Annotated in this window: 21 protein-coding genes; 6 read left to right on the top strand and 15 right to left on the bottom strand. The window is 72.6% G+C overall.

Going from position 1 to position 20994, the window contains the following annotated elements; translation table 11 throughout:
- Positions 1–10: 10 nt before the first annotated feature.
- On the bottom strand, positions 11–601 hold the full coding sequence (locus tag ACY8FT_RS07685; RefSeq protein ID WP_462418298.1) for a TIGR03086 family metal-binding protein: 591 nt from the start codon (positions 599–601) through the stop codon (positions 11–13).
- Positions 602–707: 106 nt separating this feature from the next.
- Between ACY8FT_RS07685 and ACY8FT_RS07690 the strand changes: the two genes are divergently transcribed.
- Entirely contained in the window at positions 708–1247 is a 540-nt protein-coding gene (locus tag ACY8FT_RS07690) for a YbhB/YbcL family Raf kinase inhibitor-like protein (RefSeq protein WP_462418299.1), read from the top strand.
- 1 nt (position 1248) lies between these two features.
- Positions 1249–1728 carry a hypothetical protein gene (locus tag ACY8FT_RS07695; RefSeq protein WP_462418300.1) on the top strand — a complete coding sequence of 160 codons (480 nt, stop codon included), beginning with the start codon at positions 1249–1251 and terminating at the stop codon, positions 1726–1728.
- An 85-nt stretch (positions 1729–1813) separates the two neighbouring features.
- Here ACY8FT_RS07695 and ACY8FT_RS07700 read toward each other — a convergent pair whose 3' ends face one another.
- Entirely contained in the window at positions 1814–2134 is a 321-nt protein-coding gene (locus ACY8FT_RS07700; RefSeq protein ID WP_462418301.1) for a hypothetical protein, read from the bottom strand.
- Positions 2131–2499, bottom strand: a complete 369-nt coding sequence (locus ACY8FT_RS07705) for an ArsR/SmtB family transcription factor (protein ID WP_462418302.1) — start codon at positions 2497–2499, stop codon at positions 2131–2133. The genes ACY8FT_RS07700 and ACY8FT_RS07705 overlap by 4 nt, the downstream gene beginning before the upstream one ends.
- 98 nt (positions 2500–2597) lie before the next feature.
- Here ACY8FT_RS07705 and ACY8FT_RS07710 point away from each other — a divergent pair, with 98 nt between their 5' ends.
- A complete protein-coding gene (locus ACY8FT_RS07710; protein ID WP_462418303.1) occupies positions 2598–3800 on the top strand; it encodes an NYN domain-containing protein in 1203 nt (400 codons plus the stop codon).
- A 54-nt stretch (positions 3801–3854) separates the two neighbouring features.
- Here the strand turns inward: ACY8FT_RS07710 and ACY8FT_RS07715 are convergent, their stop codons facing one another.
- Entirely contained in the window at positions 3855–4781 is a 927-nt protein-coding gene (locus tag ACY8FT_RS07715) for a siderophore-interacting protein (protein WP_462418304.1), read from the bottom strand.
- Positions 4782–4822: 41 nt separating this feature from the next.
- Entirely contained in the window at positions 4823–5695 is an 873-nt protein-coding gene (locus ACY8FT_RS07720) for a CPBP family intramembrane glutamic endopeptidase (protein WP_462418305.1), read from the bottom strand.
- 60 nt (positions 5696–5755) lie between these two features.
- Between ACY8FT_RS07720 and ACY8FT_RS07725 the strand changes: the two genes are divergently transcribed.
- A complete protein-coding gene (locus ACY8FT_RS07725; RefSeq protein ID WP_462418306.1) occupies positions 5756–6955 on the top strand; it encodes an MFS transporter in 1200 nt (399 codons plus the stop codon).
- A gap of 84 nt (positions 6956–7039) precedes the next feature.
- Here the strand turns inward: ACY8FT_RS07725 and ACY8FT_RS07730 are convergent, their stop codons facing one another.
- The 4 genes from ACY8FT_RS07730 to ACY8FT_RS07745 are packed head-to-tail and all read right to left on the bottom strand — an operon-like array spanning position 7040 to position 11719.
- Positions 7040–8248, bottom strand: coding sequence for an MFS transporter (locus ACY8FT_RS07730; RefSeq protein WP_462418307.1), 1209 nt, complete (start codon positions 8246–8248; stop codon positions 7040–7042).
- A gap of 30 nt (positions 8249–8278) precedes the next feature.
- Positions 8279–11071 carry an MMPL family transporter gene (locus ACY8FT_RS07735; RefSeq protein ID WP_462418308.1) on the bottom strand — a complete coding sequence of 931 codons (2793 nt, stop codon included), beginning with the start codon at positions 11069–11071 and terminating at the stop codon, positions 8279–8281.
- On the bottom strand, positions 11071–11472 hold the full coding sequence (locus ACY8FT_RS07740) for a hypothetical protein (protein ID WP_462418418.1): 402 nt from the start codon (positions 11470–11472) through the stop codon (positions 11071–11073). Before ACY8FT_RS07740 ends, ACY8FT_RS07735 begins: the two co-directional genes overlap by 1 nt.
- Positions 11363–11719, bottom strand: a complete 357-nt coding sequence (locus tag ACY8FT_RS07745) for a TetR/AcrR family transcriptional regulator (RefSeq protein WP_462418309.1) — start codon at positions 11717–11719, stop codon at positions 11363–11365. The genes ACY8FT_RS07740 and ACY8FT_RS07745 overlap by 110 nt, the downstream gene beginning before the upstream one ends.
- Before the next feature lie 90 nt (positions 11720–11809).
- On the opposite strand from ACY8FT_RS07745, the gene ACY8FT_RS07750 reads away from it, so the two are divergent.
- Positions 11810–13279 carry a basic amino acid/polyamine antiporter gene (locus ACY8FT_RS07750; RefSeq protein WP_462418310.1) on the top strand — a complete coding sequence of 490 codons (1470 nt, stop codon included), beginning with the start codon at positions 11810–11812 and terminating at the stop codon, positions 13277–13279.
- Here the strand turns inward: ACY8FT_RS07750 and ACY8FT_RS07755 are convergent.
- From ACY8FT_RS07755 to ACY8FT_RS07770, 4 genes are read right to left on the bottom strand one after another with little or no spacing between them, the layout of a single operon-like run.
- Positions 13218–14057: a GAF and ANTAR domain-containing protein gene (locus ACY8FT_RS07755; RefSeq protein ID WP_462418311.1), complete on the bottom strand. Its 840-nt coding sequence runs from the start codon at positions 14055–14057 to the stop codon at positions 13218–13220. The two genes, ACY8FT_RS07750 and ACY8FT_RS07755, sit on opposite strands and share 62 nt — an antisense overlap.
- 46 nt (positions 14058–14103) lie before the next feature.
- Positions 14104–14814 carry an ABC transporter ATP-binding protein gene (locus ACY8FT_RS07760; RefSeq protein WP_462418312.1) on the bottom strand — a complete coding sequence of 237 codons (711 nt, stop codon included), beginning with the start codon at positions 14812–14814 and terminating at the stop codon, positions 14104–14106.
- A complete protein-coding gene (locus tag ACY8FT_RS07765; protein ID WP_462418313.1) occupies positions 14811–16442 on the bottom strand; it encodes an ABC transporter permease in 1632 nt (543 codons plus the stop codon). The genes ACY8FT_RS07760 and ACY8FT_RS07765 overlap by 4 nt, the downstream gene beginning before the upstream one ends.
- Positions 16443–16465: 23 nt before the next feature.
- Complete coding sequence (locus tag ACY8FT_RS07770; RefSeq protein ID WP_462418314.1) at positions 16466–17710, bottom strand: thiamine ABC transporter substrate-binding protein; 1245 nt, start codon at positions 17708–17710, stop codon at positions 16466–16468.
- Between the two features lie 240 nt (positions 17711–17950).
- Between ACY8FT_RS07770 and ACY8FT_RS07775 the strand changes: the two genes are divergently transcribed.
- Positions 17951–18328, top strand: coding sequence for a DUF4235 domain-containing protein (locus ACY8FT_RS07775; protein WP_462418315.1), 378 nt, complete (start codon positions 17951–17953; stop codon positions 18326–18328).
- Positions 18329–18487: 159 nt separating this feature from the next.
- Here ACY8FT_RS07775 and ACY8FT_RS07780 read toward each other — a convergent pair whose 3' ends face one another.
- On the bottom strand, positions 18488–19369 hold the full coding sequence (locus ACY8FT_RS07780) for an alpha/beta hydrolase (protein ID WP_462418316.1): 882 nt from the start codon (positions 19367–19369) through the stop codon (positions 18488–18490).
- Between the two features lie 165 nt (positions 19370–19534).
- Positions 19535–20917, bottom strand: coding sequence for an HNH endonuclease signature motif containing protein (locus tag ACY8FT_RS07785; protein ID WP_462418317.1), 1383 nt, complete (start codon positions 20915–20917; stop codon positions 19535–19537).
- Between the last annotated feature and the right edge of the window lie 77 nt (positions 20918–20994).

The following is a 20994-nucleotide window of genomic DNA, read 5'->3' on the forward strand; positions in this document are numbered from 1 at the left end:
CGCGCCCACCTCAGCGCCCCAGCAGGGCGACGAGCTGGTCCATCGGGTGGTCCGAGCGCGGACGGGTCGGCGGCCCGAAGAGCCCCATGGCCCGCCCCTGCTCCACCCGAGGCTTCTCGTAGGCGAAGGCCACGCCCACCGCATCGGTGAGGACGGGCACGCCCACGCCACCAGCCTGCGCGACGTCCCAGGCGTGGACGGTCAGGTCCACCAGCATCTGGTGGGCGTACTCCCCCACGGTCTGCTCGCCCCCGGTGAACGCCACCGGCTGCTCCACGTCGTCCACCTGTGCCCAGGCCTGCAGCGCGCCGAGCATCGCCATCCGCCAGGACCGGCGGGCCGCGTCCGGGGAGTCGCCCAGCACGTTGCCGTCGTAGCGGTCCCCCACCTGCTCCAGGGACTCCCCGCGCAGCAGGTGCGGTGCCCACAGGTGCTCGGCCACGACGTGGTTGGCGACGTCCCGCACCGTCCACCCGGTGCACGGGGACGGTCGCCCCCAGGCCTGGTCGTCGAGGCGGTCGAGCACGACGCCGAAGGCGCGTGCGGACTCCGGCAGCAGGTCGATGGCCTGCCGGGAGGTGGACGGGGCAGCAGCAGTCATGCCGGCACGGTATCCGCCACCCCGGGAGCCGCACGCGACCGAGAGCCGCTCCTGGGGACGGCGGGCGTGGGTGACGCGACCCGTCACAGCGGCATACGGTGGGCCCATGGATCTGCAGCGACCCCAAGCCCCTGAGCCCTACGGTCTCCTGCCGGAGACGGCCTCCTTCGAGGTGACGAGCCGCGACGTGCGCGAGGGTGAGCCGATGGACGCCCGACACGCGCAGGATGGCGAGGAGACCTCCCCGCACCTGGCGTGGAGCGGTGCCCCGGAGGGCACGAAGTCGTTCGCCGTCTCCTGCTTCGACCCCGACGCCCCGACCCCGGCCGGGTTCTGGCACTGGACGGTGCTCAACATCCCCGCCGACGTGACCGAGCTGGCGGCCGACGCTGGCGCCGAGGGCGGGCACAACCTGCCCGAGGGCGCCTTCATGCTGAACGCCGACTCGGGTGTCAAGGCCTGGTCCGGCATGGCCCCGCCGCCCGGCGACGTACCCCACCGGTACATCTTCGCCGTGCACGCGCTGGACACCGAGGACCTCGGCCTGGACCAGTCCGCCACGGCCACCGTGGGCGCGTTCACCATGCTCTTCCAGACGCTGGGCCGCGGCACCCTCACCGGCACCTACCAGGTGCAGGAGGGCTGACATGGGTGCTCGCCCCCGGGTCCTCGGCCCGCTCGTGCTCACCGCCGGCGCAACGGCCATGACGGCCCTGCCGGACTGGGTGCCCCAGCGTCGCGTGCGCTGGCCGATGCAGGGGGCCCTGTCGCTCACCACCGCCATGGCCTACGCCGTCCTGACCCCCGAGCGGCTGGCTCCGGGCACCGGGACCCGGACCACGGACGAGGAGGCGCCGTCCGCGGAGCAGGAGCAGGCGGCGGGCTCGTCCGACTGGGACGAGCAGTCGCTGCCGGCCGCCGCACAGGGGCTGGACCAGCCCGACATCCGGGTGTCCCCGGCCACGTGGGCGGTCGTGGGCGGGCTCGCCGTGGCGTCCGTGGCCGGTGGCTTCGCCCTCGAGCACTGGCTGGTGCGGAAGCTGGCCGCCCGCGGTGTCGAGCACCCGTGCACGGCACTGGCCCTGGGCTGCGCACCCCTGGCCTTCGCCGCGGCCGTGGCGGGCTGACCGGCGCGGCACCGCTCCGGAAGCACGAAAGGAGCCCCACCAGAGGGTGGGGCTCCTCTCATGTCCGGGGACTCGCCGAGGGACGTCAGCCCGCGTGCTGGCAGGTCTTGCAGCTGCAGTCGGTGCAGGTGCAGGAGGAGCAGCTGTCGGTGCAGTTCGCGCACTCGCAGGTGGCGTGCACGCAGTTGGCGCAGGTGCAGTCCTTGCCGGCGGAGCAGGTCGCACACGGCCCCTCGCACCCGCAGGCGCAGGAGGAGCACTCGTCGTAGTGGCCCTCGTGCTCGCGGTGCGCGTGGCCGTCGTGCAGGTAGTCCACGTGGTTCAGGTGCACGATCGCCTCGTGACCGCAGTCCGGACCGTGGGTGTGGGCGTGCTCGGTGTGGGTCTCGTGGGTGATGGTGGTCATGCGTCCTCCTGTCGTGCGGAGCCCTCGCCCCGCTCCCGCGGCGCGGGCTCTGTGTGGTCGTGCTCGCTGGCGTGCGCCAACGTGTCCGCGACCACGTGGAGCACGTGGTCGTCGAGGATCGAGTAGTGGGAGACGCGTCCCTCGCGACGGACACTCACGAGGCACTGGTCCCGGAGCACCCGCAGGTGCTGGGAGACCAGTGGCTGCGACTGCCCCACCGCCTCCACCAGGTCGGAGACCGTCCGCTCGCCCTCGGCGAGCAGCTCGATCAGCTGGATGCGGAGGGGGGACGAGAGCACCCGGAAGGTCCCGGCCGCCTGCTCGCGCAGACGCTGCTGCTCGTCCTGCGTTCCCTTCGAACTCATGCGTTGACTCTAATATGCGAACCACCGCATATGCAAGGCGGCGCATGCGTTCCGTGGTCAGGCCGGGCCCGCACCCACGGCCGCGTAGAGTCGGTGGGGTGACTCACGAGGAACGCATCGCCCTGTTCGTGGACTACGAGAACCTCGCCCTGGGGGCACGCGACCACCTGGGGGGAATGACCTTCGACCTCAAGCCCATCGCCGACGCCCTCGCCGAACGCGGCCGCGTCGTCGTGCGCAAGGCCTACGCCGACTGGTCCTACTTCGACGAGGACCGGCGGATGCTCACGCGCAGCCACGTCGAGCTCATCGAGATGCCGCAGCGCATGGGGGCATCCCGCAAGAACGCGGCCGACATCAAGATGGTCGTGGACGCGATCGAGATGGCCTTCGAGCGCGACTACATCACCACCTTCGCCATCTGCACCGGCGACTCGGACTTCACGCCCCTGGTGCACAAGCTGCGCGAGCTGAACAAGAACGTGATCGGCGTGGGTGTGCGCAACTCGACCTCCGCGATGCTGCCGCCGGCCTGCGACGAGTTCCTCTTCTACGACACCCTCGACGGCGTCGACCCCCACGTCCCCGCCGACTCGGGGGCGAAGGAGCAGCCGGACACCGCGGATGGTCGTGGGCGAGGCGGCAAGTCGAAGGACAAGGCCAAGGAGCGCACGGAGACCACCGCTGGGTCGGCGCCGAAGGACCCCGCCGAGAAACCGGCCGGCAAGGGCGGCAAGAAGGGCGGCTCCTCGCGCGGCCAGCGCAAGACCACCCCGGAGACCACGCCCGACGGCGAGGAGGTCGCGACCGCCAACCAGGGCACCGGGGCCATCGCCCCGATGGTCGCCCAGACGGTGGCCGGCCTGGCGCGCACCGCCAGCGGCCCGGTGACCGCCTCGGCGCTGAAGCGCACGCTGCTGCGCAAGGACCCGACCTTCTCCGAGGCGGACTTCGGCTTCCGCGCCTTCGGCGAGCTGCTCAAGCACCTGGACGACCGCGGGGTCATCACCCTCTCCGACGGCCCGTCCTCGGGCGACCCCACCGTCGAGCTGCCCGGTGAGGCCGATCGCGAGGTCGCGTTCGACCTGCTGCACCGCGTGCTGGACGAGGAGGACCCCGAGGGCGACGGCGTGCCGCTGTCGGGCCTCAAGGACCGCCTGCGCCACCACGAGTCCGAGTTCAGCGAGAAGTCGCTCGGATACTCGAGCTTCCTGCAGTTCTGCAAGGCGGCGGACACCGAGGACGTCGCCGAGCTCTGGTGGGACGAGGACCACGACGGCTACCTGGTGGCCGCTCTCTGAGACCACCCCGGCCCGTGGCACCGGCCCCGTCCGCTCCTGCGGGCGGGGCCGCTCTCACACCTGGCTGACGCCGCGCTTCCAGTAGCCCATGAAGGCCACCTGCCGGCGGTCCCAGTCGCGCTCGCGCACCAGGTGACGACGCAGGGCCTTCACCGCGGACGACTCGGCCGCCAGCCAGGCGTAGGCCAGCTGTGCGTCCTCCACCTCGGCCAGCTCCCACGGCACCGCCTCGGCGTCGTCGGTGACATCGGGGCCCTCCGCGGTGGCGTCCCGCTCGGCAGGGGCACCGCTGCCTCCACCGGGTGCGACGGCGAGGCGCTCCGGCACCACCTCGGTGAGCAGCGCCCCGGGCTCCTCCCCCGCGTCCCGGGGCAGCCAGACGACCTCGATGCCGGAGGGCGCGGTGAGCTCGCGGACGTCACCGGCGCCGGGCACCTCGAGGAAGGCCTGCCCCGTCGCCCCCTCCGGCAGCGTGCGCAGGATGTTCACGATGGCCGGCAGCGCGGTCTCGTCCCCCGCCAGGAGGAAGCGCTCGGCCCGTCCGGGGGTCCAGTCGACACCGACGCCCTCGTGGCCGGCGACGGTGGCGTCCGGTCCCCAGACCATCACCGGGTCGCCGGGGCGGACCGTGAGGGCCCAGGCCGAGCCGGGGGCCGAGTCACCGTGCACCGCGACGTCGACGTCCAGCTCGCCGGCCTCCCGCCGCACCGCGGACGGGGTGTAGGTGCGGAAGGTGTTGCGCTGGTCGTCCGGGAGCTCGCGCCAGGCGAGGTACCAGGTGTCCCCGGTCGGGAAGGTCGCGAAGGGATCGGTGCCCGGCCCGGCGTCCGGCAGCGGGAAGACGACCTTGATGCGCTGGTCCAGACAGGTGTCGCCGAAGTCGCGCAACCCCCCGTCGGCGAGGGTGACCCGCACGAAGCTCGGCGAGACCTGCTCGACGGCGGACACGGTGGCGCGGAAGTCCCGGTAGTTCGACGGCATGGCGCACAGGCTACGTGAGGTGAGGCATGCCTCACAAAGGGTCAGAGCCAGCCGACGCGCGGTGCGATCCAGGCGTAGCCCAGGAAGGCGACCAGGTCGATGAGGACGTGCGCCACGACCAGCGGCATCACCCTGCCTCGGCGCAGGAACCAGGCGCCGAAGAGCAGTCCCATCACCACGTTGCCCAGGCCGCCGGCGAAGCCCTGGTAGAGGTGGTAGACCCCGCGCAGGAGGGCCGCGACGACGACCGCCGCCCACGGGGCCCAGCCGAGCTGCCGGCCGCGGGTGGTGAGGTAGCCGACGACCACGACCTCCTCGAGCACACCGTTCTTGAGGGCGGCCAGGACGAGCAGGCCGACGGCCCACCACGGGGGCGTGGCCGTGGCCGGTTCGACCGTGGAGTTCAGACCGGCCGCGGTGGCTGCCAGGTAGAGGGCCAGTCCGGGCAGACCCACCAGGGCGGCCAGCAGCGCACCGTCCCGCAGGTCGCGGACGGGGTGGCGAAGATCGAGCCCGATGCCGCGGGCGCCGGTGCGCACGGGCTGCTCGTCCGAGGCGGGGGCCGGAGACATGGGACCCGGCGAGGCGGAGGCCAGCGTGGCGGAGGTCGGCACGGTGGACACCTGCGTGGCGGGGTCCGGTGTGGCGGAGGTGCCACCCATCCCGTCGCGGCCGAGCAGGTACAGCGCCAGCACCGCCGGCACGAGGGCCACCACCAGCGACACGAGGTCCGAGGCGACCGACAGCCACGGACGGGTGGGGTCGGCGGGGGTGTTGAGGCTGGTCGTCGCCCCGGCCAGGCCACCGGGGCGGGTCAGCAGGTCGGCCAGGCGCACCAGCGACCAGAGGGCCGAGGCCCCCAGCGAGACGCCCAGCACCAGCCAGACCTCGGTGCGCAGGGCGGAGCGGCTCATGGCAGGGAGGGTACGACCCGGAACCGGCAGCGGCACCGGGTGTCTGGGAGGATCCGGCGCATGCTGCGTCCTGCCCTCGCCGCCGCCCCGCAGGTGGCCGCGATCTTCGCCGTCAACGGCTTCCTCATCGGCATCTGGGGTGGCCTGCTGGCCAGCATCCGCGAGCGGGTCGGCATCCACGAGGGGGAAGTGGGCCTGCTGCTGGTGACGGTCGGCTTCTGCGCCGCGGTGACCATGCAGGTCTCGGGGCGGCTGGCCGACCGCATCGGGGCACGGCGCCCCACCCTGGTCGGCGCACTGGTGATGATGGCTGCCTTCCTCGTGCTCTGCGCGGCCACCAGCTGGCCGGTCGTGCTCGCGGGCGCAGCGCTGCTGGGGCTGGGCAACGGCGCCATGGACGTCTCCATGAACTCCCTGGCCGTGTACGCCGAGAGGGCCTCCGGGCGGCGGATCATGAGCAGGCTGCACGCCTTCTTCTCGGTGGGCTCGCTCGCCGGGGCGAGCGCGGTGCTGCTGGCCGGGCAGGTGAGCGACGGGCCGACGGGCACGGTCGTGGTCGCCGCGCTCACCGGCGTCGCGCTGGCCCTCACGCTGCTCGCTGTGTCCGCCCGCCGCCTGCCGGACACCCCGCGGGTCTCCCACCGCTCGCACGACGGCGCACGCACGCGGCTGCCGGCGGTCACCTGGCTGCTAGCCGCGATGGCGGTGCTCTTCGGCATCACCGAGGGCACCGGGTGGGACTGGTCAACCATCCACGTCACCGACGTCACCGGGGTGTCCCCAGGGCAGGGCGCCGCGGGGCTCGCGGTCTTCTCCGCGGCGATGGTGGTGCTGCGCCTGGCCGGGGACGCGCTGGTGGACCGGCTGGGAGCCCGCACCGTGCTGGCCGGTGGCGCCGCGATCGCGGTCGCCGGCTACCTGGTCGCGGTGACGCAGTCGGCCTTCTGGGTGGTGCTGGCCGGCTGGCTGCTGGTGGGGAGCGGCGTGGCGGTGCTGGCACCGATGATCTATGGCATGGCCGGGCACCTGGGCGGTGGGCGCATGCTCGCGGTCGTCGCCGGGGCCGGGTACCTGACCTTCCTGGCCGGTCCCTCGCTGATCGGCTGGGCGAGCCTGCACTGGGGCATGGCCACCGCGATGCTGGTGCCGACCGCCACGGCTCTGGCCGTGGCCCTGCTCTCGCTGCTGCTGCCGCAGGAGGCCGCCGAGGCCGCGACCGCGGAGGCGGGTGAAGCGCCCGCCCCGCAGCCGGCGCACTGAGGGGACGGGACGCCCGGGGCGCGAGCGCTGCCCGGTGCGCGACTCGACGAGGGAGTCAGGGCCACCTTGGGCGCGTGACGCGGCTCAGGAGGTGAGGGCCGCCCGGGCCGTCTCGCGCCGGCCCAGCCACACCAACAACGAGGCGGCCATGATGATGCCGGTGAAGCCGAAGGCGACCCCGTAGCCGTACCGCTCGGCCACCAGGCCCACGACGATCGGGCCGAGGATGGCCCCGACGTCCTGCGCCATCTGGAAGCCGGCCAGCACCGTGCCGGCGGAGCGCTCGTTGCCGACCACGTCGGCGACCGCGGCCTGCTGCCCAGGGTTGAGCATGCCCGCCCCGATGCCGGCGACCGCCATGACGGCCAGGTAGAGCCAGACGTCAGTAATGAGACCCGAGAAGGCGGTGAACACACCGCAGACCACCAGGCCACCCATCACCAGCGGTCGGCGGCCGATGCGGTCGCTCATGCGGCCGGCGTGGTTGAGCACCAGCACGTTGCCGAGCGCGAAGGCCGCCAGGGCGAACCCGGCCATCCGCGGGCCGGCGTGCAGCACCTCGACGACGAAGAGCGGCACGAGCGCGACGCGGACACCGAAGTTGGCCCACCCGTTGGCGAAGCCGCTGGTCAGGCAGGCGCGGTAGACCGGGTCGGCCCAGGCCTCGCGGACGGACATGCGCGGCGGGGCACCGGCGTCGCCCTGCGGCGGGCGGATCGCCTCGGGGCGGATGCCCAGGCCCACCGCGACGGCCGCGAGGAGCAGCGCCACGCCGTAGATGACGAACGGTGCCCGCAGCCCCAGCGGTGCCAGCAGCCCGCCGAGCACCGGGCCGAAGACGTTGCCCAGCAGGAAGGCCGACCCGTAGGCGGCCGAGACACGGCCTCGACGGTTGGGCGGTGACAGCCGCACCAGCAGGGCGACCGCGGACACGGTGAACATGGTCGACCCGATGCCGCCGAGCGAGCGGAACACCAGCAGCCACAGGTAGCTGGGCGCGAAAGCCGCCGCGCAGGTCGACAGCGCCACGATGACCAGCCCCACCAGGTAGACGGGGCGTTCCCCGAAGGCCTCCGAGAGGCGCCCTCCCACCGGCGCGAAGGCCAGGCGGAAGGCGGCGAAGGCCGAGACGATGACGGCCGCGGCCGAGGCCCCGACGCCGAAGCTGCGCGCGAACTGCGGGATGGCTGGGGCGACGATGCCGAAGCCGATGGCCACGACGAAGGCGGCGCCGATGAGGATCCAGACCTCCCGGGGGAAGCCCTCCTTCACCTGCGCCGCCGTCGTCGTCACCAGCGGAAGCCTAGGCCCCCGCCCACCGGCTCATGCAGCCACGTGGTGCCCCTCGGCGTCGACCCCGTGATCCCGCTGCAGCCGAGCGCCCTCCACGTCGAGGTCGGGCAGCAGGCGGTCGAGCCAGCGCGGCATCCACCAGGCCTTCTCGCCCAGCAGGTGCATGACCGCCGGGGTGAGCGTCATGCGCACCAGGAAGGCGTCCACGAGCACACCCAGCGCCAGGGCGAAGCCCATCGGCCGGATCATGGTCAGCTCGGCGTGGATGAAGCCGGCGAAGACCGACACCATGATGAGCGCCGCGGCGGTGACGACGGCCGCACCGGCCCCGAAGCCCCGGTGCACGGCCCGGCGCGCCCGGTCGCCGTGGGCCCAGGACTCGCGCATCCCGGTGACGAGGAACATCTGGTAGTCCATCGCCAGGCCGAAGAGCACGCCGATCACCATCGTGGGCAGGAAGCTGAGGATGGCTCCCGGCTCGTTGACTGCGAAGAGCTCGCCCAGCCAGCCCCACTGGTAGACCGCGACGACGGCACCGAAGGCCGCGCCCACGCTCAGCAGGAAGCCGGCGGTGGCCACCAGCGGCACCACCAGGCTGCGGAAGACGAGCACCAGCAGCAGCAGCGACAGCCCGACCACGACGCCCAGGTAGAGCGGCAACGAGTCGGCGAGCGCCTCGGAGATGTCGATGTTGGCCACGGTCAGGCCCGTGAAGCCCATGTCGACCTTCTCCGCGGACTCGATGCCGGTCGCCTTGTCGCGCAGCGTGTGCACGAGGTCGACCGTCTGCTGGTCGTTCGGGGCGGTGCTCGGGGTGATCTGGAAGGCCAGCGTCGAGCGGTCCTCGCTCGTGCCGGCGGGCACCACGTACTCGACCCCGGGGGTGTCCTTCAGCTGCTCACCGATCTGGATCTGCAGGTCGGCGGCCTCCTGCTTGCTCAGCGGCTCGTCGGTGGAGGCCATGGCCACGATCGGCCCGTTGGCGCCCTCGCCGAAGTGGTCCCGGACGGTGTCGAAGGTCTGGTAGCCCTGCGAGTCCGCCGGGGCGGTGGAGCCGTCGGGCATGCCCAGCCGCATGTCGGTGACCGGCCAGGCCAGGACACCCAGACCCAGCACGACGGCCAGGATGGTGAGCCACGGCATGCGGGTCGTCAGACGGGACCAGAACGGGTTGGTCCGGTCGTGGCGCGGGTCCACCTCCGCCGGGGCGTTGAAGAACGAGGTCGCACCCCCGCGGCGCACCGGCTGCTCGGCAGCCGCCAGGACCGCCGCCCGCTGCTGGCGCCCGCGGCGTCCCAGCACCTTGTCCCCCATGAGGGAGAGCAGGGCGGGAGCCAGGGTCCAGGAGACGACCACGGCGACCAGTACGGTCGCGGCGGCCACCAGGCCCATCGTCGCAAGGAAGGGGATGCCGGTCAGCGTCAGCGCCGCCAGGGCGATGATCACGGTCGTGCCGGCGACGCCCACCGCGTTGCCCGCGGTGCCGGTCGCCAGACCGATGGACTCGTGCTTGTCCATGCCGCTGGCCAGCTGGGTGCGGTGGCGGTTGACGATGAAGAGGGTGTAGTCGATGCCGACGGCCAGGCCCAGCATCACGGCCAGAACGGGGGTGATGTCCTGCATGGTCACCCACGCGCTCGTGGCCATCGCACCGGCCACACCCACCGCGACACCGACGACGGCGTTCAACAGGGGCAGCCCGGCGGCGGTGAGCGAGCGCAGCATGACCAGCAGCACGATGCCGGCGAAGACGAGACCGACGATCTCGCCCGGGCCCATGATCGAGCTGGCGTCCTGGGACATCTCCTGCGAGAAGCTGGTGGTGACGCCCTCGTCCGCCAGGCCGTCGGCCTGCTCCATGACCTTCTCACGGTCGGCGATGTCGACGTTGTTCAGCTCGTCGTCGAAGCGCACCTGGGTGAAGGCGATGTCGCCCTTCTCGGAGACGAAGCGCATGCCCTCGCTGAGCTGCTGCTGGGAGCGGCCCTGCTCCAGGTCGGCCTTGCCGGACTCGAGGTCCTTCTCGGCCCGGTCGAGCTTCTTCTCGTTGGCGTCGAGCTCCTTCTTCCCCTCGGCCAACTTCTTCTCACCGGCCTCGAGCTCCTTCTCCCGGCCGTCCAGCTCCTGCTGACCGGCCTCGAGCTCCTGTTCCTTGCCGTCGAGCTGCTGCTGACCGGCCTCCAGCTTCGCCCTGGCCTCTGCCACCTGGGGTGCGTCCGGGCCGAGCTTGGCCTGCAGTTGCGCAACCTGCTGCTCCTGCTGCTTGAGCTGGGCCCGACCCTGCTCGAGCTTCTCGCGCCCGGCGTCGATCTCGCCCTGGGCCTCCTGGATCTTCTTGCGGCCCTGCTCGAGCTCGCCGGACTTCTCCTTGAGCTGGGCCCGGCCCTGCTCGAGCTTCTCGCGCCCGTCGGCCACCTCCTGGCGACCGGACCGCAGGTCCTTCTGGCCCTGGTCCAGCTTCTTCTCGGCGTTCGTCAGCTGCTTCTGCAGCGCGAACGGACTCCGCGCGTCGGTGACGACGTCCACGGCGCCCATGTCCTTGACCGCCTGGTTGATGGCGGTGCGCTGCTCCGGGGTGAACTCGCCCGATTCGGACTCGAAGACCACGGTGCCGACGCCACCGGCGGCGTCGGGCAGCTCCTCCTTGAGCTGGTCCTGCACCTGCTGGAACTCGGTGCCGGGGATGCTGAACTGCGTGCTCAGCGGCTTGCTGAAGACGGCGGCGGCACCGGCGACGCTCGCCAGGACCAGCAGCCAGGCCAGGATCACCGGCCACACGTGGCGCGAGGCCCAGTGCCCCACTGCGTAGAGACGTTCGGCCATCAGGGCCGTCCTTCCGTGGTGTCAGGGATGGGAGGGGTGGAGGCGCTGCCGTAGCCGCAGCGCAGGTGGTCCAGGGCTTCCTGGGCGAGCTCGAGGAAAACGGCGCGGGACTCGGCACCCCGGGCACCGTCGGTGCGTTCGTGCCAGACCTCGGCAGCGGTCTCGATGACGCCGAGGGCGCTGCGGACCAGCCCGCCGAGGAAGACGCGGTCCGGCGGCTGCCCCGGGGCGTGCAGGCGGTCGAGCAGCAGCTGCACGGCCTCTGCGGTGCACTGGGCGACCATGTTCGCCTCAGCCCGCTGGAGCGCCGGACTGTCCGCCAGGACGGACCAGATGCGGGCCGTGTGGTCGAAGCGCTCCTCGTCGAACACCCGGGGCAGCGCGTTGCGCAGGACGTCCAACGGGGGGCAGGTCGGCGGGGAACCGCTGGAACTCGGCCACGAGCGTCTCCATGACCGCGTGGACGGGCTGCAGGAGGCACTCCTCCGCACTCCCGAAGTAGTTGAAGAGCGTTCGGCGTGACACCCCCGCCCGCTCCGCGACGGCATCGGGGGTGAGCTCGGCGATGCCTCGGTCGTCGACCAGCTCACCGGCGGCTGCCACCAAGGCGGCCCGGGTTCTCTTCTTGTGGGCCTCCCGCAGCGACATGACCCCAGCGTAGGCCGCTCACTGCACCGCGTGCAAACTTTCCTGCCGTGCAGGATGGTGACGCTGCTCACGGGAAGGCAGAATGCGCGCATGGCACACCCCCTCAAGGCCCCCGCCGGCGAGACCGACGCACCGGCCGGGCACGACAAGAAGGGCTCCCTCCTGGGCCTCCCCCAGCTGACCGCCCTCGTGGTCGGCTCCATGATCGGCGGCGGCATCTTCGGACTGCCGATGAACATGGCCCAGGCCGCGGCCCCCGGCCCCCTCCTCATCGGCTGGGGCATCACCGGCATCGGCATGCTCATGCTGGCGCTGACCTTCACGCTGCTGGCCCGCCTCGACGCGAACCCGGACGGCGGCGTGTACGGCTACGCCCGCGAGGGCTTCGGCCGGTTCATGGGCTTCTCGTCCGCCTGGGGCTATTGGATCAGCGCCTGGCTGGGCAACCTGTCCTACTTCATCCTCATCTTCTCCACGCTCGGCCTGTGGTGGCCCACCCTCTTCGGGACCGGCACCACCTGGGCAGCCGTCGCCGGACAGAGCGTGCTGCTGTGGCTGTACGTACTGCTGCTGCTCAGCGGCGTGCGCGAGGCCGCGGGCTTCAACCTGATCATCACCGTCGCCAAGCTCGTCCCGATCATCGCCTTCGTCGTGCTCACGGCGGTGGCCTGGGACTACGGCGTGTTCACCGCCGACTTCTGGGGCCGGCAGACGACCGGCACGGGCGTCTGGGAGCAGGTGCGCAACATGATGCTGGTGACCGTGTGGGTCTTCGTCGGCATCGAGGGCGCCACCGTGTACTCGCAGCGTGCGCGCCAGCGCAAGGACATCAGCCGCGCCACCGTGGTCGGCTTCCTCACCGTCATCGCCCTGCTGGTGTCGGTCAACCTGCTCAGCGCCGGCATCCTCAGCCAGGCGGAGCTGGCCGACCTGCAGGACCCGTCCATGGCCGGTGTGCTGCGCGAGGCCGTCGGCCCCTGGGGCGCCGGTCTGGTCAGCGTGGGTCTCATCGTCTCCGTGGTGGGTGCCCTGCTGGCGTGGATGCTGCTGTGCGCCGAGATCCTGGACGTCACCGCGCGCGACGGCGCCATGCCACGGGTGCTCTCGAAGGAGAACCGTCACGGGACGCCCACCTGGGCGGTGCTCACCACGGCCCTCGTGCTGCAGGCCGCGCTGGTCTACGCCCACTTCAACTCGTCGAACTACCTCGTGGTCATCCTCATGGCCGGTTCGATGATCCTGCTGCCCTACCTGCTCAGCGCCGTCTACGGCGCGATGCTCGCCTGGCGCCACCGCCGGGACGGATCGGCCGGCACGAAGCACGTGGTCATGGCCGTCGTGGCCGCCGTCTACGCGCTCTGGCTGGTCTTCGCCGGCGGGCTCGACTACCTGCTCATGACGGCGCTCTTCTACGCCCCGGGGCTCGCGGTCTACGCCTGGGCGCAGAAGGAGAACGGGCGACCGGTGCTCAAGTCCTGGGAGTGGGTCATCTGGGGCGTCATGGCCGTGGCCTTCGTCGCCGCGGTGCTGGGCTTCCGACAGGGGTGGCTGGCGCTCTGAGGCAGCCTCGGGGGACGTGCCCGGGCACGCCCCCCGCTCCGGGCGAGCGCGCCTCGCCGGCCTTGCGGGCGCCGGCGACCACGGACGAGGCGACCTCCACGAGGCGCACGTTGGTGTGCCGGGAACGCTCGCGCAGCACGTCGAAGGCGGCGTCCTCCCCCACCTCGAGGCGGGCCATGAGATTCCCCTTCGCCTGCCCGATGAGGTCACGGCTCTCCAGGGCCCGGCCCAGGTGGATGACGTGCTGACGGCTGCTCAGGGCGAACGAGGCGGGAGCCTCGACGCGTCGCGCGTTCTGCTCGGTCTCGGGATCGAAGCGGTGGGGGCGGTCCGAGTAGAAGTTGAGCGCACCGAGGCCGGCCCGGCCGGTGGTCGGGTCCGACTCGTCCCCCTCGAAGGTCTCCATCCGCACCGCCATCATCGAGGCGACCTCGTACCGGGCCGCCCACCGGCTGAAGGTGGGCCACTCGGGGTCCGTGGCGGTGTCCTCCAGGTGGGTCACGGGCTGCTCGCGGGCCGCCGAGGCGCAGGGCCCCTCACCGACCTCCTCCTGGTAGCGGTCGACCTCGAAGCAGATCGGGTCGGTCGCGGCGACGGTGTCGATCTTCCCGCCACTGCGCAGCAGCGAGAGCGAGACGTGCAGGTCCTGCCCCACGGCGTCCTGCGCGACCTCGCAGATCTCGAGAGCGAGCTCCTCGACGGACTCATGGACGCGGAAGCGACGGATCCACGCCTCCAGCTGTTCGGTGGCGAGATCCCGGGTGCGTTCCTGCGTCATGGGGACATAGTGGGTCGAGATGCGACATCGCGCCACCAGGTCTGCGTCACACCAGCACCTGGTCCGGGGTGCCCACCTCGACGACGCGACCGGCGTCCATCCGCGCGACGGCATCGGCCAACCGGGCCTCGTCGTGGTCGTGCGTCACGAGCACGGCCGTCGTCCTCGTGCGGACGACGATGCGGCGCAGGTCATCTCCCAGTGCCACCCGGAGGTCGCGGTCCAGGGCGCTGAGCGGCTCGTCGAGCAGGAGCACGTCCGGGTCCGCGGCCAGCCCCCGGGCCAGCGCCACCCGCTGTCGCTGTCCACCGGAGAGGGTGCGCGGGTCACGTGCCTCGATGCCGGGCAGGCCGACGAGGTCGAGCAGCTCGGCGGTTCGCTCCTGCCGGGCGCCACGACCCACGCCGCGCAGGCGCAGGGCGTAGGCGACGTTCTGGGCGACCGAGAGGTGGTCGAACAGCTGGCCGTCCTGGAAGACGAGCGCGAAACCCCGGCGGTGCGGCGGGACGGCGGTGAGGTCCTTGCCGTCGAAGCGGACCGCGCCGGAGGTCAGCGACTCCAGCCCGGCCACCACCCGCAACAGGGTGGACTTGCCGCACCCGGAGGGCCCGAGCACGGCGGTCATGGTGCCGGCCGGCACGGTCAGGTCGACCTCCTCGAGCGCCCGGACCGAGCCGTGTCGGGTGGGGAACTCCACGGTGGCGCCCTGCACCTCCAGGCCGGTGCGGTCGGCGGGTCGGGGGCTGCTCTCGGTCACCAGGTACCTCCGGTGTTCGGGGCGAGGCGGTCGACGACGGCCATCACGGCCACGGTCACGGCGGCCAGCAGCACGCTGGCGGCCAGGGCCAGGCCGAAGCCCGACCCACCGGGACGGCTGACGAGCTCGGCGATGACGACGGGCACGGTCGGTGCATCGGGGCGGGCGAGGAAGCTGGTGGCGCCGAACTCCCCCAGGCAGACGGCCAGCGCGAATCCGGCCGCCGCGGTGGCCGGTCGGGCGGCGAGCCGGACGTCGACCGTGAGGAACTGCCGCCACGGCGGTGCCCCCAGCGAGGCCGCGGCCTGCCGCTGCCGGTCGTCGATCCCCTCCAGCACGGGGGTCAGCGTGCGCACGACCAGCGGCGTGGCCACGAGTGCCTGTGCCAGCGGGATCAGCAGGGGCGAGGAGCGCAGGTCCAGCGGCGGGGAGTCCAGGGCGATGAGGAGCCCGAAGCCCACGGTCACCGCGGAGACCCCGAGCGGCAGCATGAACAGCAGGTCCAGCGCACGCACGGTGCGTGCCCGACCCGGGGTGCGGCCGGGTCGGGAGAGGGCCACGGAGACCAGGATCCCCAGCACGAGGGCCACGACCGTGCCGTCGACCGCGATGCGCCAGGAGTTCTCGAGGGCCTCCAGCACGGTCCCCTGCAGCGCGGCGTCGTCGGCGGCGGCGCGGGAGCCCAGGTCGCGGTAGTTGCGCAGCGACCAGGCGGTCCCCTCGGCGGTGGGGACCTGCAGGGAGCGCACGACAAGCGCGACGACCGGTGCGGTGACGAAGGCGAGCACCGCCATCGCCACCGCGACCGCGGGCAGGTCGCCGCGGCGCACCGGACGAGGCGCCGAGCCGGCCGAGGTGGCCCGGGCGCTGCCACGCAACCGGGCGGCAGCACCGACGAGCAGCCCGACGGTCACGACCTGCAGCACCGAGAGCACCGCGGCGGCCCGGAGGTCCAGGTACTGGGTGGTCAGCAGGTAGATCTCGGTCTCGATGGTGCGGTGCTTCAACCCGCCGAGGGTGAGGACCACCCCGAAGGCGGTGCTGCAGAACAGGAAGACGACCACCGCGGCGCTGATGACCGCCGGTGCCAACCGCGGCAGCGTGATGTCGCGCAGGACCTGCCACGGGGCCGCACCCAGCGAGGCGGCGGCCTCCTCCGCCCGCCGGTCCAGGCCGGACCAGGCACCGCCGACGGTCCGCACGACCACCGCGAGGTTGAAGAACACGAACGCCGCCCCGATCGCCCACGGGGTGCCGTCCCAGCCGAGGAGGCCGAGCGGCCCCTGCGGACTGAGCAGGCTGCGGAACATCACACCCACCACCACGGTCGGCATGACGAAGGGCATGACCACCCAGGAGCGCGCCAGCCCGCGCAGCGGGAAGCGCAGCCGGTACAGCACGAACGCGGTGGGCACGCCGAGCAGCACGGTCACGACGGTGCCCGTGAGCGCCGTCGCGACGGTGAACCCGAGCACGCGCAGGGTGCGGCCACGGCCCAGCACCTCGGTGACGGCCGAGGGGTCGAACTGGCCGCCCGGCGCGAGCCCGCGCCCCACCATCGTGCCGACGGGCAGGGCGAAGAAGAGCGCGAAGACCAGCAGCGGGACCGCGGCCCACAGCAGGGGCACCCAGGCGCCCCCGTGGCGTCGCCTCACTGGCCGGTGGCCTCGCTCCAGCGCGTCAGCCAGTCCTCACGGTTCTCCTGGATGCGGGTGGCGTCCACCTCGACCGGCTCCGAGGCCGGCGGGGCCCACTTCTCCCACTCCTTGGGCAGCTCCACGTCATCGCGGACGGGGTAGACGTACATGGAGTCCGGCAGGCCGGTCTGGAACTCCTCACCCAGCAGGTGGTCGACCAGCGCAGCGGCCGCCTCGGGCTCCTTCGCCCCCTCCAGCACCCCGGTGTACTCCACCTGGCGGAAGCAGGTGTCGAGCAGGGCGGAGGTGGTGGGCTCGTCGGCGCCCTCGGGCACGGTGAAGGGCGGGCTGGAGGCGTAGGACAGCACGATCGGGCGGTCGCCCTTGCCGCCGGCACCGGTGAAGTCGACGTTGTAGGCGTCCTCCCAGCCGGCGGTGATCTTCGCGTCGTTGGCGACCAGGTCCTTCCAGTACTGCTCCCAGCCGTCGTCGCCCTTCTCACCGATCGTGGCCAGCAGGAAGGCCAGGCCCGGGCTCGAGGTGGCGGCACCGGGGGCGACGAAGAGGCCCTTGTACTCGGGCTTCGTGAGGTCGTCGAGGCTCTCGGGCGGGTTGATGCCCTCCTTCTCGAACCACTGGTCGTCGACGTTCACGCAGACGTCGCCGTAGTCCACCGGGGCCAGGCGCTTGCCGCCGTCGGCCTCCATCACGTGGTCCGCGACGCCCGACGGCAGCTCCTCGCCGTGCTCGGCGACGACTCCCTCGGCCAGGGCGCGGCCGCCGAAGGTGTTGTCGATGCCGAACACCACGTCGCCCAGGGGCTTGTCCTTGGTGAGGACGAGCTTGTTGGTCAGGGCGCCGGCATCACCGGACTTCTGCACCTTGACCTTGATGCCGGTGTCCTTCGTGAACTGCTCCAGCGAGCCCTTCGGCGGGTTGAACGAGTCGTGGGTGACGAGGGTGACCGTCTTGCCGCGCAGCGCGGGGTCGGCGCCCTCGCCGGAGCCCGAGACCCCACCGGAGGCAGGACTCTCCGCGCCGGACTCGCCGCCGGCCCCGCTCTCGTCGCCACCCGAGGAGCCCTCGCTGGCCGCCGGGCTCTCCGCGGAGGACTCGTCGGCAGGGCCCTCGGTCGTGGTCTCGGACTCCTCGGACCCACCGGTCCCCAACGAGCAACCGCCCACGGTCAGGAGGGCGGTCAGGGACAGGGTCACCGGGGCGACGACCCGGCGGTGGGTGCTTCGCGCTGCGCTGCGCATCGTGGTGCTCCTCGTTCGACTTCCTCCGCCGGTGGTCCCGGCCAGGTTCCAAGGGTCTGCGGCTCGCCGCACTCTCAACGCCGTCGTGGCGCTCCCCTGTCGTGCGGCCGAAGATAGTCCATGGCCGCGAGGGCACCACCGGCGCCCGGCAGCATCACGGGCGGCGTGACAGACTCGAGGACGAGACGTACCCACTGCGCCGCACACCGTGCGGGCGCCCAGCAGGCGAAGGAGAGTTCCATGAACCTTGCGTACAAGGCCCTGGCGACCGTTCTGCCGATCGTGGCCAGCGTGGTGGCCAGCAAGGTGGCCGACGGCACCTGGAAGCTGACCACCGGCCGCTCCGCCCAGAACCCCGACGACCCCGAGGTGGGCATGAAGGAGGCCGCCGCCTTCGCCCTCATCTCCGGTGCCATCGTCGGTGTGGCCAAGATGGTGGCCAACCGCCAGGCGTCGCACTTCTACATGAAGAACAACGGCATGCTGCCGCCGGAGCTGACCAAGAAGCTGGGCCTGACCGAGGAGCAGTCGCGCGCCAAGGCGCTCGCCAAGCTCGAGTCCGAGGGCAACCGCAAGGCCGCCAAGAAGGCGGCGAAGAAGGCCGACCAGAAGAACTGAGAACCGGCCACCGTCACGGCCCCGTCCACCCGGTGCGGTGGGCGGGGCCGCGTCGTGTCCCGGGGCAGGCGGACGGTGGAGTCAGCCCGTGCCCGACCGGTTGGGCCCGGGCGGCGCTGCCCCGGGTGAGCCCCGTCCAGCCGGTCGGCCGCGGGCCCCTCAGTCCCGGTCCGTCGTCAGGAACTCCACGACGGCCCGGATGTACCCCGGACGATCGGCGAAATAGGCCCCGCAGTGGCCCACGCCCTCGACGATGCGGAGTTCCGCCCCCTCACCCGCGGACGCGGCCAGCCGGTGGGCGTGGTCGACGGGGATGACCTCGTCCTCCGTGCCGTGCAGCAGGAGCAGCGGGCGCGGCGCGATGGCGCCCACCACCTCGACCGGCTGCACCTCGTCGAAGCGGTAGCCGTAGCGCAGCCGGGTCGCCTGGTCGACGAGCTGCACCAGCGGCACCGGCGGCAGTCGCAGACCCCGTGCAGCCGCTTCGATGACCCCCTGCATATCTGCGAACGACGAGTCGGCCACCACCCGTCGGACCCGCACGTCGCGGGCCGCGACCTGCAGGGCGACGGCAGCCCCCATCGAGAAGCCGAGCAGGTCGATGCCGACACCCGGGCAGCGCGCCGCCACCCAGTCCAGGGCAGCTTCGAGGTCCCGCTGCTCGTAGTGGGCCAGGGACTGGGGGCCGTCCTCGGAATCACCGTTTCCGCGGAAGTCCAGGAGCAGCACGGACCACCCGGCACGCCAGAGCCCCGGCCCGATGCCGAGCATGTCCGCCTTGCTCCCCCGGTGGCCGTGGCAGACGACCGCGACCCGATCGCTCTCGCCCAGCAGCCACCACGCGGCCAGGCGCGTGCCGTCCGACGCGTGGAGCGTCACGTCCTCGACGCGCTCGTCGGGCACCCGGACCTCGAAGGGCGTGAAGTTGTAGTCCAGCGCCGGACGCTGAGGTCCACTGATCTGGCGGGCACCGGCGAGCGCGCCGACAGCCACCCCCGCAGCAGCGACGACGGGCAGGGCCAGGGTGGTCCGGCGGGGCATGCACCCGGCCTATGAGGGCACCCCGGAGCCACCCGACCTCGCATCTCACCCACCTTCACCCCGCTCCTCTTGGCTCCACCCGTTCCCCGGCGGAGCGCACCTCTGCCCTCACCCACCCACTGACCGGTGAAGGCCCATCGCCCCTGCCCGATACACGCCCCGTCCTCACCCACTGCCTGCGGACGGCCCCGGCGGATCACCCGGCGGGTGCCAGACCCACCGACCGTCCCTGCGCGTGGCGGTCAACCCGTCACGGTGCACGACCGTGTGGTGCCGGGAGCAGAGCAGCGCCAGGTTCTGCAGGTCGGTCGGCCCACCGTCCGCCCAGTGGACGACGTGGTGGGCGTGGCACCACCCCGGCGGTCGCCCACAGCCGCGGAAGGTGCACCCACCGTCTCTCCTCACCAGTGCCGCCCGCTGGTGACCGGTGGCCAACCGCTCGGTGGCTCCGACGTCCAGGGGCTCGGAGTCCGCACCGAGCACCATCGGGATGATCTGGGCGTCACAGGCCGCCTGTCGCACCTGGGCCGGCGTGAGCACCTCCCCGTTCACCGTGGTGGCGAAACCGGTGGGCCCGGCGTCCTCGACGGGCTCGGACAGTCCCCGACCCCAGCCGACGCGACCGGGCTCCCGCGCACGGCGGGCCAGCTCGGAGGTGAGCACGGCGTGGTCCAGCGTCACGAGCAGCGTGGTGGACCCGGACAGTCCACGACCTCCACCGCCACCGTCCCGGTCGGCGGCCTGCGCCCTGGTGACCAGCTCCAGCAGGGCGTCCGCACGACGGCGGGCAGGGGTCCGCGCGTCCCGCACCGTCTCACCGGCCTCGCCCTCCGTGGGGCGCGGTGCGGCGAGGCCGTCCACCGCTGCCCGCACCCTGGCGGCGTCCGGCTGGTTGAGCTCCCAGGTGAACCGGACCAACCCCGTCGGCAGGGTGCGCTCGGTGAGCACCGAGCACTCCTTGGCCCGATCGTCCTGCTCGTCCAGGGTGTGCCGGCCGTAGCGGGCGATGATCTCCCTCGTCAGCTGGCGCAGGGCCCGGTCGCTGGCCGCGTGGCCCATGGCCGCCAGGTTCTCCGCGTGCGCCAGGTAGTGCCCCAGCACCTCGCCCCGCTCGGCCCCCGGCAGCACCGGCTGGACCTTCTCGGCCTCCCGCAGCATCACGTGCGCGGCCCCCACGGACACACCGCCGCCCCAGATCGCCTCGGCCAGCGGCTCGGTCCCGAGTTCGGTGGTCGCCTCGGCCACCCGGGCCAGCGCATGGGCCCGGCCGGAATCGGTGATGCCGGCCTGCTCCCGTACCCATGACGTGGTGCCTGCGGCGGTCGACGCCGCGACCACGCCCCGGGAGCAGGCCTCACCCACCACCCCGGCCATGGCCGCCTCCGCCGCCCGCACGAGATCACCCAGGACCCCGACCACGCGGCCGAGGTCGTCACTCCCCACCCGCCAGAGCTCCGGACGCACCGCCTGGAGGTCGTCGACGAGATCCGCAGCCCGTTCGAACGGATCCGCCGGCGCCACCGATGCCGTCACGACAGCGCGTCGCACGGGTGGAGGAGCACTCGAATCCCCTCCCGGCCCCCACGCCGGCCACGCGTCCTGTCGGTCCATCCGCATCACCCCCG

Source organism: Kytococcus sp. Marseille-QA3725 (genome assembly GCF_054950055.1).

Excerpts from the sequence above, each read along its gene's own strand:
- ACY8FT_RS07685 (WP_462418298.1), bottom strand. The coding sequence starts at position 601 with ATGACTGCTGCTGCCCCGTCCACCTCCCGGCAGGCCATCGACCTGCTG.
- ACY8FT_RS07690 (WP_462418299.1), top strand. The coding sequence starts at position 708 with ATGGATCTGCAGCGACCCCAAGCCCCTGAGCCCTACGGTCTCCTGCCG.
- ACY8FT_RS07695 (WP_462418300.1), top strand. The coding sequence starts at position 1,249 with ATGGGTGCTCGCCCCCGGGTCCTCGGCCCGCTCGTGCTCACCGCCGGC.
- ACY8FT_RS07700 (WP_462418301.1), bottom strand. The coding sequence starts at position 2,134 with ATGACCACCATCACCCACGAGACCCACACCGAGCACGCCCACACCCAC.
- ACY8FT_RS07705 (WP_462418302.1), bottom strand. The coding sequence starts at position 2,499 with ATGAGTTCGAAGGGAACGCAGGACGAGCAGCAGCGTCTGCGCGAGCAG.
- ACY8FT_RS07715 (WP_462418304.1), bottom strand. The coding sequence starts at position 4,781 with ATGCCGTCGAACTACCGGGACTTCCGCGCCACCGTGTCCGCCGTCGAG.
- ACY8FT_RS07720 (WP_462418305.1), bottom strand. The coding sequence starts at position 5,695 with ATGAGCCGCTCCGCCCTGCGCACCGAGGTCTGGCTGGTGCTGGGCGTC.
- ACY8FT_RS07725 (WP_462418306.1), top strand. The coding sequence starts at position 5,756 with ATGCTGCGTCCTGCCCTCGCCGCCGCCCCGCAGGTGGCCGCGATCTTC.
- ACY8FT_RS07735 (WP_462418308.1), bottom strand. The coding sequence starts at position 11,071 with ATGGCCGAACGTCTCTACGCAGTGGGGCACTGGGCCTCGCGCCACGTG.
- ACY8FT_RS07745 (WP_462418309.1), bottom strand. The coding sequence starts at position 11,719 with ATGTCGCTGCGGGAGGCCCACAAGAAGAGAACCCGGGCCGCCTTGGTG.
- ACY8FT_RS07750 (WP_462418310.1), top strand. The coding sequence starts at position 11,810 with ATGGCACACCCCCTCAAGGCCCCCGCCGGCGAGACCGACGCACCGGCC.
- ACY8FT_RS07755 (WP_462418311.1), bottom strand. The coding sequence starts at position 14,057 with ATGACGCAGGAACGCACCCGGGATCTCGCCACCGAACAGCTGGAGGCG.
- ACY8FT_RS07770 (WP_462418314.1), bottom strand. The coding sequence starts at position 17,710 with ATGCGCAGCGCAGCGCGAAGCACCCACCGCCGGGTCGTCGCCCCGGTG.
- ACY8FT_RS07775 (WP_462418315.1), top strand. The coding sequence starts at position 17,951 with ATGAACCTTGCGTACAAGGCCCTGGCGACCGTTCTGCCGATCGTGGCC.
- ACY8FT_RS07780 (WP_462418316.1), bottom strand. The coding sequence starts at position 19,369 with ATGCCCCGCCGGACCACCCTGGCCCTGCCCGTCGTCGCTGCTGCGGGG.